Below are 15,173 nucleotides of genomic sequence, written 5' to 3'. Positions count from 1 at the left end.
TCGAATTGCAATGAGGGATGTCTAAAGGCGTATCAGGTCGCGCCGACCAAAGCCTTGCGCGCGAACCGTTCGGCATATTCCTGTGGGCTGACGGAAAGATGTCGCTGAAATGCCCGGCGTAATGTTTCCGGATGCCGGAACCCGCAAAGGCCGGCCACCCGCGAAATAGTCAATGTTTCGTCCTGTAGCAACGCGCGGGCGGCTTCAACCCGGACCCGTTCGACATAGCGTGCTGGGCTCATGCCCAGATCACGCGAAAACACCCGTGAAAACGTCCGTGGCGTCATGCCAGCCCGATCTGCAAGAGATTCTAGTGACAAATCAGAAGCAAGATTTGCCGGTAACCATTCAAGAAGACTGCTTAGCCGGGCGGTTGAACCGCTTTCAGGGGTTAGATATGCGCTGAACTGTGCCTGGCCGCCCGGGCGCTTGAGAAACATCACAAGCCGACGCGCAACCGAAAGGGCCAATGACCGGCCAAAATCGGCCTCAACAATTGCAAGAGCAAGATCAATACCCGCCGTTACACCAGCAGATGTAAAGACATGCGGGTCACCGTCAATCCCGGTGGGATCAAAACTATGTAGCCGGTCACCCATCATGTGGATGGCGGGAAAGTCGCGTGCCATCTGATCACAGCGCGACCAATGGGTGGTTGCCATTCGCCCGTCAAGAACACCGGCCTCGGCCAAAATCAATGCGCCTGAACAAACCGAACCTAATCGCGGAATGATTTTCTCTGCACGCTGAACCCAGTCCAGAATGGGCTGATGTCGCATCATGCGAACAACGCCGTTCCCACCGGGAACAAGAAGCGTATCAACGCCCGACAGATCCAGTTCTCGCCACCCCATGTCGGCATATAGCCTTAGACCACAGGATGTCTGAACCGGTCCGGCATTTTCTGCCACAATGATACCTTCATATGCTTTGGGACGGCCCAGCACAGAAAGTTCGTCATTGGCGGAGCCAAACACTTGAAGTGGCCCGACAATATCAAGGCTCATCACATCATCATATGCATGACAGACGATCAATCTCGGGGTTTCAACGGCGACAGACATTGCGGCTTCTCCTTATGACAGGTTCAGCATGCCGCAGATCAATAGTGGCAACAACGACAAACACCCCACGAATCTTGCCAAGATGGCTTCGTGGGGTGTTTTCATGTCAGTTCATGTCGGAGCAGAAGAAAGGCCGCTAGAATCCGCTACGTTGTAACAACGCGTAAAAATCGCGGATGGTGCCTTCTTTCGCCGTCATATCCTTGATGTCATCGACCAGTTTATCGGTGAAATTGGGTTGTTTGAGATACCCCACCACCCTTTTTCTGGCCATGGCCGCGGACTTGCCTTCGATCAGAACGCCACTCGAACAAAATTGTACAAGCATATAAGCACGTTTGCGCAAATGGAGTGCCGGGTTATCGATACGCTCGATCACCTTTTCGCGGACAAGGTATTCAGCCAGACCATCATCAAGCTTTTCAGCAATTTCTGCTTTCAAATCGTCATCGAGTTTGCACTCGGCCAAGACGTCGCTCATTTGCTTGACGGTTGCCATCTTGTCACGCGGCTTGGCTTCTGGATCACAGAAGGCCCGCAACGCCCGCATGTCTTTGACCGCATCGCGCATCATCTTGATGAGTTCATCAGAGAAATCTTCAACGATACCGCTATTGGCAACAGCAATCAGCCAGGTCAGTTTTCGCCAGTTCGGAAGAAGACGGCCGTTGATTTCAGCAACACCTTCGATCAAGGCCCGCGGTCCACCAACATTGCGCAAACGTGCGCCACGCTCAGCCAACCCTTCGACCATCGGGGTACCGTAAATGACGCCATTTTCCGTAATCAGACGATCAAGGATACCCTCTAATGGATCTGGATCAGTTTCATGACGGGTCAGATTGTTTGCGCTGCGCAGTTCCCGAACGATGTAATCAAACATCGCTTCCTGACTGGTCGCAAGCAACCCAGATCCAAACAACGGATTAAGCAGTTCAAGAATATCATCCGCAGCCCCGCGATTACCCTTTGCCCGGCCAAGGGCCAGATCAATATGCATGGTAACCGCTTCGCCAAAGCTACGCGAACTGCCCAAAAGGTCCTTAAGCGCGACCGGAGACCCAAGGATGTCTGCAATGACATCATCAAGCAACTTACGCGCAGCTTCGTCCTTCTCATCGCCCTTAACCTTAAGAGCAAGATCAAGCTTGCCGACCCAGTTGCGCGTTGATGACATAACGCGTGTTAGCGCTACCATCGTAAGGAAATCAGTATCTTCGGCCAGATTCAGACGGCGAATTTCATCACGCACTTCTGAAATGGTTGCATCTTCGAATGCAGGAAGATCAACCTTTTCAACCTCACGTGCACGCGCTGAAAGTTGCTCAATCGCGCCATGAAGATTGTTCATCGCCTCGATATGATCGCCGTCAGTCGCCTTGGCATGAAGCCCGGCAACCTTGTCGACCGCAGTCGGCATCAAGGTGTCATGGAACATCAACTTGCGAAGGTTCTGGTAATTGTACATTACCTCGCAAGGAGTCAGAATTTCCTGTTCAAAATATTTGCGCAGCAACCTGTTGATGGTCGCGCGGCTTTCTTTCTGCAACAGGTCGTTGTCAGTTTCGCAAAGCGGTGCCTCGTCAATGTGAGAGACGCGAACGTCTTCTTCCTCATCCTCACCGGCACCTTCTTTTTCAAGAAGTACTTTTTCGATATGACGACCGTCGCCGCGTTCCCAGTTACGGACGACGCGTACGGCAGAAACCTTGGTTTTCAGAAGCTTTTCAGCTTCCGTTACCGCTTCCTTTTCGACATCAAATGTCGAATGGATGATCCAGCGATCCCCCCGCTGGACTGTAACTTCAAATGTCGTATCCGACATGATGCGCTCTGGCTCCCTAACTTCCTGTTTGGGGCGGCATTTATTTGCCAGTTATTAGTCAGGCGCGTGTCCCGTTTTTTATATTTATATATTCTTTATAAGGCTATTCGGGGGATGAAAACAATAGGTTGTTATTGCCTTTTTCCACTTTTTGGCAGTTTCACTTGCCTACGTGGCATAAAAAACTTTGTGCCATGCCATAAGTCGAGCACCCGTCTCAATCCGAGATTGAAATCCGATCTGCTTATCCAAGCTTATTCAGCCTCTTCGTCACGGCAGGTGACTGGAAATCTCGACTGTCATATCAGAAAGCAATGTGCTCATGGCCAATACCGTACTTTCGATCGACGTATCAGAAGGCATGCTGACCTTGTTATATGTTGCAGCCCGGACGATCTCACCACTTTCAAACCGGATCAGTTTCCAGCGTGCCGTCAGGATAACATTTCCGTCCGGCTGGCGTTCAAACCGGTCAATATCAAGAACAACTTGCCAGTCGACACCATCGCGTGATGTCCACGGGAAAGCTTCAAGTCGTGATGCCTTCCCTGTCCGCCCAATATTATCCATCAGAACCCGGTTGATGTTTTCATCAAGTGGCTCTGCCCAACGATATCCGGAATTGACTTCAACACGATTGGCGCTGCTTCGCGACACAATGGTTGATCGATCCAGATGGCTCGGGATCGTGACCGGGCCAATGCCAACAACGGATGCCTGGGCGGATGGCTCTGATACCTGTTGCACGGTCGGCGACAACAGGTAATAGCGATCAGGAACAGATTGCGCGGCACAGGCCACCAACAATGGCGCAAGAAGTACCAAGACACATTTACCGATATACATTCGGATCACCTGTCGCATCATTCATCCTCCTTCGGGCCACTTTTCCCAAGGATCAGAGCACTCGGGTTTTGTTCAAGAAATTCCGTGAGATCGCGTAACGAACGTGCTGTTGCACTAAGTTCCTTAAGCGCCTGTTCCAGATTGTAGCGCACGGGCGATGATGGTGAAGTTACATCCCGCACACCACCCAGTGCTTCGCGTGCGGCATCAAGTGCCGTTTGCGTTGCAGGAAGAACGCTAGAATCCAGATTATCAACCAGACTGCTTATCCCTGCGGCCGCCTGCTGCAGGCTTGTCATACCTTGGGTTAAGGCCGGTGACGTCACAATATTCTCCATCCCTTCAACCGTACCCAGCAAACGAATGCCGATCTCTTCAAGCGGGAAGGTTTCAACCTTTTCCAGCAGACTGGTCAGGGAATTGGCAATTTCATCAAGCTTTTGCGGCAAAGTCGGCAATTCAGGAATGTTGCCATTTCGATCGCCCAGATATCTGGCCGGTGACACCGGGTTCATTGATAGATCGACAAACAATTGTCCGGTTATGAAGCTGCCGGTTTTAAGTCTTGCCCGTAAGCCATCGGCAACCAGCGTTTTAACCGTGGCTTCAGGATCAAGGTCGCCGACATTTGCGCCAACAAGCTGTACCCGTTCCGGTTCAATTGTCACAACAACCGGAACACGAAACGAGCGTTGGCTGACCACATATTCCAGATCAACGCTTTCAACCGTCCCGACCCGGATACCATTAAAATCGACGGGTGCACCACGTGATAACCCACGTACAGAAGAATCAAAATAAAGGATGTACTTCTGGCTATATCCTTGCGCAAGCAACTCGGCCTTTTCCAAACTGCTATGCAGGCGGAAAATTGTTTCAGCCGGTGCCTGATCTTCATTCACACTTACATCTGGCGTATAGAAATTAATCCCCCCCGCCAGAACAGAACGTACCGATTGCGCACGCACCGAAAGCCCATCTGCATTCAGGTCAAGTGCGATACCGCTTGAATCCCAAAACCGCGTGTCGCGTTTCACAAGCGCATCAAACGGTTTGCGGATAAAGACCGGGATGGAAACGCCGTCGGCATTTTCATCAAGTTCTGTTTCAAGAACCTCGCCAACCTCAATCCCGCGCAACAAAACTGGCGTTCCTGTTCCCAAGGACCCAAGTTCTTCAGCTTTCAGGACAAACCGGGTGCCGTCTTCGTCATCATGAACAAGTTGCGGTTCTTCTTCCCCGACAAAGCTTCGTTCTCGTTCGCCAGTCTTATCGGGAACCACTTCGATATAGGCACCTGAAACAATCGTATCCAGGCCCGTGATACCCCGCACGGTTACACGGGGCCGCACCACCCAGAACCGGGTGTTTTTAGTAAGATACTCGCTAAAATCCGCATTCATTCTGATGGTTAAGCGGACATGATCCAGATCTTCTGCAAGATTGATCCCAATCACCTGCCCGACATCAACATCACGATACCGAACGGCCGTTTTACCTGCGGAAATGCCATCAGCCGTTTGAAACGTCACACTAATTTCCGGCCCCTTTGACACGATATCGCGCCAAAGCAACCACCCGCCAATGATCAACGCAACAAGCGGCACCAGCCAAATGATGGAAAACCGGCTCCAGCCTTTTTTGACATCAGGCACGCCCGGCCGCCGGTCAAATGAAGAAGTATTCTCGTCAATCATGACGGCGTCCCCTGTTTTTCAACTTGGTCTTGTGCGTAAATATCTGGCGTACTGGATTGTGATCCGCCCATTCCTGTCCGGTCCCATATGAGACGTGGATCGAATGCCATTGCCGATAACATGGTCGCAATAACCACCCCGCAAAAGGCAACCGCGCCAAAGCCCGGCTGAACGGACGCGATATTGCCAAGCTTGACCAGTGCAGCGAGGATCGAGACCATGAAAACGTCAACCATCGACCAGCGCCCGACCAGTTCGGTAACCCGATAGATCAATGTGCGTTCCTTAAGGGGTCCTGAAAGCCCTAAATAGGTTGTCATATAGACCCAGCTCAACATGACGATCTTGACGATTGGCACCAGAATGCTTGCGGTAAAAACCACAATCGCAATGGGCCATTCCCCTGCTTTTGCCAATACAGCCACGCCCGATAGTATGGTATCGGCCTCTGATCGTCCCAGATAAGTCACGGTCATGATCGGGAAGATATTGGCAGGCACATACAATATCACGGCTGTCGCCAACAGGGCCCATGCCCGTGAAAGACTTCTGGCTTTCCGTTGATGGACAGCATCCCCGCAGCGCGGACAACGCGTATGGCCGTCTTTTTGGTCCTGTACCACCATCGCACATGTGTGACAGGTCAGAAGACCGTAATGCCGGGCCTGCGAAGCACTGTTTCCGTTCGAAAGCTCGGCAAGATCACTTTGATCAAGATATCGCAAGCTAGCCGGGGCAATGCGCCGCCAGACATTGCGTGGATCAAGAGTCACATTCATCAGCAAAGCCACCGGAATAAGGCAGCAAATTGCAAAAAATGCCGGCCCCGCAATCACTTGGGCAAAATCGGTCAATTTGGTAAGTGCGACCAGCAATCCAATCAGGAAAACATCAAGCATCGACCAAGGCCGCACCATCGCAAGAATACGCCAGACTTTTTGCATTCCGGGCAAACGGATATTCAGCGAGATCGGCAGCAAGACGTAGATATGTGCAAAAATCAGAAATAACGGCGCAACAATCGACGTCAACGCAACCATAAAGGCCAGAAAAGGAAACCCTTCCTGCCAAAATGTCAAAACGCCACTGCCCAGTGTGTTGGTTTCAACCCGCCCTTCCATGGCAAAGGTCAAGATCGGATAACTGTTGGCGATGATGAACAGCAAAAGCGCGGTAATGGCAAACGCCAGCGGCTTGTCAAACCGTGTTTGTTCCGCAGAATATAACGGTGATCCACACCGCACACAGCACGCCACACTACCTGCCGGGATGTTTTCCTCGACATGAAGATAGTCGCAATGCTCACATGCAATCAGTCGATGCGACATGGTTTCCCTGTTTAAACAAACCGTTATACAAAATGGCTCGTCTGGCAAAGTAAGCGACAAATTTTACTTTAAGTCAAATTTGATCCGCGTATCAAAGCCTTCCTCTGATCGAACCACGTCCCTTAAAAATCCAAACCCATCAACTTGTTACGCGGTAATTTTGGGCAAAAAACGGCGGGCTTGGGTCAATACAATCTCGTTGACCTGATCAAGAAGACGGCTTTGGATGGTTTTGTGATGCCAATAAAGCGGTCGATCTATCGCATGCTGACAGGGCTGAACCAGACTTCCGTTACGCAATCCTTCTTCGGCCTGTTGTTGTGCAACAACGGCATAGGCGATGCCCTGCTCGGCCACGGTGACGAACCCTTGCGAACTTGGAACCATATGTGCGGGAAATTCACCAGGATTTAGTCCGAAATACTGTTTTAGAAACTGATTTTGCAATTCGTCATGTTCTGAAAAATTCACGGCCGGACATGCGCGCAAGGCATCTGGCGTCACGCCATTGGCGAAGTACCGCGCGTTAAATTCAGGCGATACAACCATGACATAGCGCATTACCCCTAACGGGCGCACCCGACATCCCTGGATGGGTGCGGATCGCATACTGATCGCGCCCAACACCGTACCATCCTGCAAGGCTGTGTGGTTCAAGGATTCATCATCAACCGTCAGATGAACCAGAAGCCCCAACTGTTCGAACAGATGTTTGGGCACATCAACAAACCACGTCGCAAGGCTGTCGGCATTGACCGCCAATGCCACCTGCCCGAACCGGCCATCTGATTGAATGACGGGAATCTCATCATGGAGTTCCTGTTCGAGCAACCGCACACTTTGATAATGCGCAAGTAACCTTTGCCCTGCCGCGGTCGCGGCGATCGGCTTGGCCCGAATAATGACGGGTTGCCCCAACCGTTCTTCCAACAGCTTCACACGTTGCGATACCGCAGACTGGGTAAGGCCCAATTCACGTGCTGCCTTTTCAAAACTGCCGTGGCGAATGACCTCGGCACTGGCCTGAAGCAATTTGTAATCGAGCATATCTCACCATTATTTTTTCTAATGATACTTTATCATAATTCGATTTTCTTATTTCGAAAAATTGATATCACTGGCGGACCAACAAACACTGGAATGCTAAAATGCTTTTGACCTATGCGACCGGATTTGGCCTTGGCGGTGGATTAATCATCGCCATTGGTGCGCAAAATGCCTTTGTCCTTGGACAGGGATTGCGGCGCAATCATCCGATGATGGTCGCGTTTGTTTGCGCATTCTGTGATGCGATTTTGATTGCTGCTGGCGTTGCCGGACTTGGGACATTGATTGCCGCCTACCCGATTTTGACAAAGATCGCGGCATGGGGTGGCGGCGCATTTCTGATCTGGTACGGGTTTGGTGCGCTCAAACGGTTGTTCGAAACCGAAACACTGTCCGAAGAAGCCATAAGCAAAACCGGATGGCAGGCCGTTCTTTCAACCACGTTGGCGGTCACCCTGCTCAATCCGCATGTATATCTTGATACAGTGGTAATGCTGGGCGGCATTGGCGGGCAATTTCCCGCAGACCAGCGTCTTTTCTTTGCGCTTGGTGCAATGAGTGCGAGTTTCGTCTGGTTCTTTGCCATCGCTATGGGGGCGTCTTGGCTTGCCCCTTATGTTGCGCGCCCGGTCACATGGAAAATCATTGATGGACTGACCTGTGCTGTCATGTGGCTGGTCGCCTATAGCCTGCTGGCACCAGAAATCTCGGCAATGGTGGCGGGCTGAACCGCCAAATCAATTCCTCATACAATTGAAATGGCGAATTCGATCAACCCGATAATGGGCGGTTATTGCCCCATCGCATCCTTGAAATGGCGCCGGCATACCGGGACATAGCGGTCATTGCCGCCGATTTCGACCTGTGCACCTTCGCGGACCGGATCGCCGTTTTCATCGACCCGCAAAACCATGCCGGCCTTACGTCCGCAATGGCAGATGGTCTTGAGCTCATTCAGTTTATCCGCCCACGCCAAAAGCCACTTCGATCCTTCGAAAAGTTGCCCCTGGAAGTCCGTCCGGATGCCATAACACAACACGGGAACATTGTGCTTATCTGCAACATCTGAAAGCTGCCAAACCTGATCTTTGGTCAGGAACTGTGCCTCGTCAATCAGGACGCAATCGACCTTGCTATTGTCCATTTTCTCAAGGATCAGGGCACACATATCTGTGTTTGCATCAAACAGGGTTGCGGGGGCTTCCAGACCGATACGCGATGCAATCTTGCCCTCGCCAAAACGGTTATCAAATGCCACCGTCATCAAAAGCGTTTCCATGCCGCGTTCGCAGTAATTGAAACTTGCCTGAAGCAGCGTGGTCGATTTCCCCGCATTCATCGACGAGTAGTAAAAAAACAGATTGGCCATGGGTCCCCCGTAAAGTCGTCAAAGGGAAATAGCCGATCAATCAGAATTGATCAATATGGCTCTCGCCTCCAACGCTATCATTGCGTGAAATATCGACATCACGCAATGCACGGCGCATGAATTCCAGAAGTGACTGCACCTTTGCGCTGCGCGTAACACCCGATGGATAAACGGCATAGACTTCAAGGTCTTGCAATGCACATTCAGGCAAAACCCTGATCAAATCCCCATTTCTGATTTCCTGTTCGATATCGCACAATGGAACAATGGCCAATCCATGCCCACCCCTTACAAACTGCAAGCGTGCCGTTGCATTATCGACCCGTACATTGCCCGAGACACGCACACGTTTTTCCACGCCATCACAGCTTAGCGAAAGGGTTTCAGGAACGCGGCTATACATCACCCATTCATGCTCCGCCAAGGCATCCGGTGTTTCAGGCAGGCCAGCCCGATCAATATAGGACTTGCTCGCCGCAATAATCCGCCGCGTTTGATAGAGCTTGAAACTTTTAAGATCTGAACTTTTAAGCGGCCCGGAACGAATTCCGATATCAATCCCCTGCCCGATCAGATCGACGACCTCGTCGGTCAAATGAACGTCAATGGCAACCCCGGGATAGGCCTGCCGGAATTGATCAAGGATCGGCACAATGCGCATGGTGCCAAGATGCACCGAGGATGTGATCGAAATTTTACCGACCGGTTCATCCCGCAATTCTTCCACGCGCTTACGCGCCGCTTCGGCTTCCAATGTTATGGTTCTGCAACTGTCGTAATATCGCGTTCCTGCATCGGTCAGACTGAAATTGCGTGTACTTCGACGTAGAAGCGGCACACCAAGTTTACCTTCAAGCTGCCGGATCTGATGGGAAATCGCTGCACGACTTAAGCCCATCTTGCGTGCAGCAGCAGAAAAGCCACCTTCTTCGACCACACGGGCAAAAATCATCATGGCCCGGACTTCGTCTAATGCCGACATTTACATGCTCATTTAATTTGACAATCTGTTCATATCTTCGATCTATCGCAAATTTTGTCAGCCAGTTATCGTCATGGCAAATGAATTCCACGCAAGGAGGATCCAATGCGTATTCTGATGATTGTCACATCCCACGACCAAATGGGCGACACCGGCCACAAGACCGGTATCTGGCTTGAAGAATTTGCGGCCCCCTATTACCGCTTCCTTGATGCGGGAGCCGAAATTACGCTGGCATCCCCAAAAGGTGGTCAACCGCCACTAGATCCCAATAGCCAGGTGCCTGATGCCCTGACCGATGCAACCAAGCGGTTTGACAACGATGACGCGGCGAAAACCGTCTTTGCCAATACCGTCACCCTTGATGGTTTAAAGGCTGATGACTTTGACGCGCTGTTTTATCCCGGTGGCCATGGCCCGCTTTGGGATTTGGCAACTGATACCAAATCGATTGCCCTGATCGAGGCCTTTATCACCCAAAACAAACCCGTGGCCGCCGTTTGCCACGGCCCGGCCGCCTTGGTGCGCGCCAAGGGCGTGGATGGCAAACCACTGGTGGCTGGCAAAAAAGTCACCGGTTTTACCAATGACGAAGAAAAGGCAGTTGGCCTTGAAAAGGTTGTGCCCCTGTCAATTGAAGACGAATTCAAAAAACAGGGCGGCCTTTATGAGCGCGGCGATATGTGGGCATCTTATGCCGTTGTCGACGGCAAACTGGTCACCGGTCAAAACCCGGCATCAAGCGATGCCACAGCAGACGCCGTGATCAAACTGCTTGGCACTGCCTGATCAGCTGGCTTTTGCCATCCCTTCTGATCAAGACAAACATCTGACAAAAGCCGCCCGCATGGGCGGCTTTTCTTTACCCGTGATGTCAATCTGTGCCACCTTTGCCAAAACGGGAAACGGGCAACAACCATATGACATCGCAGATACTTGCGCTTTGCGGCAGCCTGCGCGCCGCATCAATCAACAAAACCCTGTTGCTGGCAGCACAAAAATCAGCAGCTATGCATGATGCCGAAATCGCGCTTTACGAAGGCTTGGGCAATTTGCCGATTTTCAATCCGGATAACGAAGACACGCACAACATCTATGTTGACGACTTCCGCACAGCTCTTCAACGCAGCGACGCCATTCTGATTGCCAGTCCGGAATACGCACATGGCGTCACCGGCGCCATAAAGAACGCACTTGATTGGGTGGTTGCCAGTGGCGAATTTATGCAGAAACCCGTGGCTTGTCTGAATGCATCTGGTCGCGCCACCATTGCACAGGCCGCCCTGATTGAAACCATTCGCACAATGGATGCCCGGATCATTGATAACGCCTGCCTGACCATTGCGCTGAACGGTAAGAATTTCACGGTTAACGACATCCTTACAGATTCGGAAAGCAGCGCAAAACTCGAAACAGTGCTTGGCCTACTTGTTCAATCTGCGGCGCCCGAATAAAGACAGACCTGATTTTTAGGACAAAAAAAGCCGCCCAATCGGGCGGCTTTTCAATAGTCTGATGATTACAATCAGCCAAGTATTTTGTCGCGAAGCATCTTGTTGACCATCCCAGGGTTGGCTTTACCACCCGTGGATTTCATGACCTGCCCTACGAACCAGCCCAGCATACGATCCTTACCATCACGGATTTCCTGAACCTTGTCCGGGTTCGCCGCAATGACTTCGTCGATGGCTGTTTCAATTGCACCGGTATCGGTGATTTGCTTAAGACCTTTTTCTTCGACGATCTTTTCAGGATCACCGCCTGTCTCGATCATGATTTCAAAGACATCCTTGGCGATACGGCCAGAAATGGTGTCATCTGAAATAAGATCGATCAGCTTACCAAGATTTTCAGCCGTTACCGGACTATCGGCAATGCCGACTTCCGCCTTGTTCAGCGCACCAAACAGGTTGGTAATCACCCAGTTCGCAGCCAGTTTGCCGTCACGGCCCTTGGCAACGATCTCGTAGTAATCAGCCTTTTCCTTTTCGGCGACGAGAACACCGGCATCATAGGCCGACAGGCCGTTTTCATTGATGAAGCGGGCTTTTTTCTCGTCCGGAAGTTCCGGCAGGGTTTTCTCGATTTCTGCAACAAACGCATCATCGAACACCAGCGGCAGCAAATCCGGATCCGGGAAATAGCGATAATCATGCGCCATTTCCTTTGACCGCATCGCACGGGTTTCCCCAAGACGCTGATCGAACAGACGGGTCTGCTGAATGATTTCGCCGCCTGCTTCAAGAACTTCGACCTGACGTTTTGCTTCGATCTCGATCGCCTGCATCACAAAACGGATGGAGTTGACGTTCTTGATCTCGCAACGTGTGCCGAACGGCTCGCCCGGACGACGGACCGACACGTTGGCATCACACCGCATGGAGCCTTCGTTCATGTTGCCATCACAGGTACCAAGATAACGCACAATCGCGCGCAGCTTAGTCAGATAGGCGCCTGCTTCTTCAGGGGTACGAATGTCAGGATCGGATACGATTTCCATCAGAGCAACGCCCGAACGGTTCAAATCGATATGCGAATATTTCGGGTCCTGATCGTGCATCGATTTACCGGCATCCTGTTCAAGATGCAGGCGTTCAATGCCAACCGATTTGGTCGAACCATCTGGCATATCAAGAATGATCGTGCCTTTGCCGACAATCGGCTTATCAAACTGCGAAATCTGATAACCCTGCGGCAGATCGGCATAGAAATAGTTTTTCCGTGAAAAAACGCTTTCCTTGTTGATCTGGGCTTTAAGGCCCAAACCGGTTTTCACCGCCTGACGCACGCATTCAGCATTGATCACCGGCAACATGCCCGGCATGGCGGCATCAACAAGACTGACATTGGTGTTAGCTTCGTTACCGAACGTGGTCGAGGCACCTGAAAACAGCTTGGACTTGGAAACCACCTGACAGTGGACTTCCAGACCGACAACGATTTCCCACGGGCCGGTTGAACCTTCGATGATATAGGTCATGGATCAGCCCTCCTGCCCGAATGGTTTTGCGGTGAAGTTCGCCGCACTTTCAAGCACGCCCCCGACACGCAGAACGGTTTCTTCGTCAAACGGCTTGCCAATCAACTGCAGACCAAGAGGAAGTCCATCAGAAGACAGACCAGCAGGCAATGACAGCCCCGGAAGACCGGCAAGACTTGCCGGAACAGTAAACACATCATTGAGATACATTTTGACCGGATCGCCTTCGTTTTCGCCAATCGCAAAGGCAGCCGACGGTGCGGTTGGTGCCAAAATGGCATCTACCGTTCCAAAGGCGTTTGCGAAATCTTCGTAGATGCGACGACGGACTTTAAGCGCCTTGTTGTAATAGGCATCATAATAACCAGCCGAGAGCACATAGGTCCCGATCATGATGCGGCGCTGGACTTCCTTGCCGAAACCGGCAGCACGCGATTTGGAATACATGTCATCAAGGCTATCGCCTTCGTCCATGACACGCTGGCCGTAACGAAGGCCATCATAGCGCGCCAGGTTCGAAGAAGCTTCTGCCGGGGCAACAATATAATAGGTGCCAAGCGCGTATTTGGTGTGCGGCAGGGTCACATCGACCACTTCGGCACCCGCATCGCGCAACATGGCAACGCCGTTTTCCCAAAGCTTGGAGATTTCTTCGGGCATGCCATCGACACGGTATTCTTTCGGAATACCGATTTTCATGCCGCGAATGTCACCCGTCAGGGCAGCTTCAAAATCAGGTACCGCCATCGGCGCAGACGTGCTGTCCTTGGCATCGTGACCCGCCATCGACCCCAGCATGATGGCAGCATCACGCACGGTTTTGGTCATCGGGCCCGCCTGATCAAGCGAACTTGCAAAGGCGACAATGCCCCAACGCGAGCAACGACCATAGGTCGGCTTTAACCCGACAATACCGCAATAGGATGCAGGCTGACGGATCGAGCCACCGGTATCGGTCCCGGTCGCAGCAAGCGCCATTCCACCGGCAACGGCCGCAGCCGAGCCACCAGATGAACCACCCGGCACAAGGTCCTTGCCGTCTTTTCCTTTCCACGGGTTAATAACATTCCCGTAATAGGATGACGTATTGGCAGATCCCATGGCGAACTCATCAAGGTTCGCCTTGCCCAGCATCACCGCACCATTACCAAACAGCTTGCTGGTAACCGTGGATTCATATTCCGGTTTGAACCCTTCAAGGATATGCGAGGCCGCCGTCGTCTGAACACCTTCGGTGCAGAACAGGTCTTTGACCGCAATCGGCAGGCCTTCCATGGCACCAGCATCACCTTTGGCGCGCTTGGCATCGGAGGCCTTGGCCATCTCGATGGCTTTGTCCGGGGTTTCGGTGATGTAAGCGTTCAGATTACGATGCACTTCCATCGATTTCAGGTGTGCTTCGGTCAGTTCGACCGAGGTATATTCACCCTTTGCCAAGCCGTCGCGGGCTTCGGCAAGTGTCAGCTTTGTCAGATCAGTCATTATTCAACCACCTTGGGCACAACAAAACAGCCAGCATCGGTCATCGGTGCATTTGACAGCACTTTTTGCTGGATGTTGCCATCGGTGACTTCGTCCTTGCGCAGCGGCAAGGTCAGATCGGCAACCGACGTCAGCGGTTCGCAACCTTCGACATCAACTTCTTGCAGTTCCTCGACAAAATCGAGGATACGGGTCAAATCACCCGCCAGTTCGGAGAGGCCTTCTTCTGACACGTTGATACGTGAAAGATGGGCAATACGACGAACTGTTTCCTTATCCAAAGACGACATGGATGAAAGTCTCTCTTAAGGAATGACAAAAAACCCGGCAGATGGATTATCTGCCAGAACTTGAATTACAGCGCGGAAACTAGCACCCCGACGGCCCCGCCGCAAGGGCTGGAAATACCGATAATTAGGTGAGAACCCGCTCTTGAGTTGGTCTTGATAGGTTACACTGCCCTGCCCGTCATGAACAACTTGTCCAACAACGCGCATTTAACCAGATGCATTTATGCACAGCAGGGATTTTCAAGAGCCATCAAAGAAACAGG

General features: G+C 51.8%; 14 protein-coding genes. 3 read left to right on the top strand and 11 right to left on the bottom strand.

Translation table 11 applies throughout. From position 1 onward, the window contains the following. Positions 1 to 32: 32 nt before the first annotated feature. From RIC05_RS16575 to RIC05_RS16550, 6 genes are all read right to left on the bottom strand, one after another. Positions 33 to 1,064, bottom strand: a complete 1,032-nt coding sequence (locus RIC05_RS16575) for a GlxA family transcriptional regulator (RefSeq protein WP_350045742.1) — start codon at positions 1,062 to 1,064, stop codon at positions 33 to 35. A 136-nt stretch (positions 1,065 to 1,200) separates the two neighbouring features. Further along, positions 1,201 to 2,889, bottom strand: coding sequence for a hypothetical protein (locus RIC05_RS16570; RefSeq protein WP_350045741.1), 1,689 nt, complete (start codon positions 2,887 to 2,889; stop codon positions 1,201 to 1,203). 270 nt (positions 2,890 to 3,159) lie between these two features. Continuing rightward, on the bottom strand, positions 3,160 to 3,756 hold the full coding sequence (locus RIC05_RS16565; protein ID WP_350045740.1) for a PqiC family protein: 597 nt from the start codon (positions 3,754 to 3,756) through the stop codon (positions 3,160 to 3,162). Beyond that, a complete protein-coding gene (locus tag RIC05_RS16560; protein WP_350045739.1) occupies positions 3,753 to 5,432 on the bottom strand; it encodes a PqiB family protein in 1,680 nt (559 codons plus the stop codon). Before RIC05_RS16560 ends, RIC05_RS16565 begins: the two co-directional genes overlap by 4 nt. After that, a complete protein-coding gene (locus RIC05_RS16555; protein ID WP_350045738.1) occupies positions 5,429 to 6,760 on the bottom strand; it encodes a paraquat-inducible protein A in 1,332 nt (443 codons plus the stop codon). Before RIC05_RS16555 ends, RIC05_RS16560 begins: the two co-directional genes overlap by 4 nt. A 147-nt stretch (positions 6,761 to 6,907) precedes the next feature. Then, entirely contained in the window at positions 6,908 to 7,807 is a 900-nt protein-coding gene (locus RIC05_RS16550; protein WP_350045737.1) for a LysR family transcriptional regulator ArgP, read from the bottom strand. A gap of 101 nt (positions 7,808 to 7,908) precedes the next feature. Here RIC05_RS16550 and RIC05_RS16545 point away from each other — a divergent pair, with 101 nt between their 5' ends. After that, a complete protein-coding gene (locus RIC05_RS16545) occupies positions 7,909 to 8,535 on the top strand; it encodes a LysE/ArgO family amino acid transporter (protein WP_350045736.1) in 627 nt (208 codons plus the stop codon). Between the two features lie 62 nt (positions 8,536 to 8,597). On the opposite strand, the gene RIC05_RS16540 is transcribed toward RIC05_RS16545, so the two are convergent. Together RIC05_RS16540 and RIC05_RS16535 are read right to left on the bottom strand one after the other, a co-directional pair. Then, complete coding sequence (locus RIC05_RS16540; protein ID WP_350045735.1) at positions 8,598 to 9,176, bottom strand: thymidine kinase; 579 nt, start codon at positions 9,174 to 9,176, stop codon at positions 8,598 to 8,600. 40 nt (positions 9,177 to 9,216) lie between these two features. Beyond that, positions 9,217 to 10,158: a LysR family transcriptional regulator gene (locus RIC05_RS16535; RefSeq protein WP_350045734.1), complete on the bottom strand. Its 942-nt coding sequence runs from the start codon at positions 10,156 to 10,158 to the stop codon at positions 9,217 to 9,219. 105 nt (positions 10,159 to 10,263) lie between these two features. Between RIC05_RS16535 and RIC05_RS16530 the strand changes: the two genes are divergently transcribed. After that, complete coding sequence (locus tag RIC05_RS16530) at positions 10,264 to 10,947, top strand: type 1 glutamine amidotransferase domain-containing protein (RefSeq protein ID WP_350045733.1); 684 nt, start codon at positions 10,264 to 10,266, stop codon at positions 10,945 to 10,947. Between the two features lie 131 nt (positions 10,948 to 11,078). Beyond that, positions 11,079 to 11,612: an NADPH-dependent FMN reductase gene (locus RIC05_RS16525; protein ID WP_350045732.1), complete on the top strand. Its 534-nt coding sequence runs from the start codon at positions 11,079 to 11,081 to the stop codon at positions 11,610 to 11,612. Between the two features lie 71 nt (positions 11,613 to 11,683). On the opposite strand, the gene gatB is transcribed toward RIC05_RS16525, so the two are convergent. From gatB to gatC, 3 genes are read right to left on the bottom strand one after another with little or no spacing between them, the layout of a single operon-like run. After that, complete coding sequence (gatB, locus tag RIC05_RS16520; protein WP_350045731.1) at positions 11,684 to 13,138, bottom strand: Asp-tRNA(Asn)/Glu-tRNA(Gln) amidotransferase subunit GatB; 1,455 nt, start codon at positions 13,136 to 13,138, stop codon at positions 11,684 to 11,686. Positions 13,139 to 13,141: 3 nt separating this feature from the next. Further along, the gene (gene gatA, locus RIC05_RS16515) at positions 13,142 to 14,620 is read right to left on the bottom strand and encodes an Asp-tRNA(Asn)/Glu-tRNA(Gln) amidotransferase subunit GatA (protein WP_350045730.1); all 1,479 of its coding nucleotides are present in this window, start codon (positions 14,618 to 14,620) and stop codon (positions 13,142 to 13,144) included. Then, entirely contained in the window at positions 14,620 to 14,910 is a 291-nt protein-coding gene (gene gatC, locus RIC05_RS16510; RefSeq protein WP_033069553.1) for an Asp-tRNA(Asn)/Glu-tRNA(Gln) amidotransferase subunit GatC, read from the bottom strand. Before gatC ends, gatA begins: the two co-directional genes overlap by 1 nt. Positions 14,911 to 15,173 lie beyond the last annotated feature (263 nt).

This window comes from Thalassospira sp. (genome assembly GCF_040218635.1).
Classification (GTDB): Bacteria; Pseudomonadota; Alphaproteobacteria; order Rhodospirillales; family Thalassospiraceae; genus Thalassospira.
Note: the sequence above shows the minus strand (reverse complement) of the source record. Positions and strands in the feature narration are given on the sequence as shown.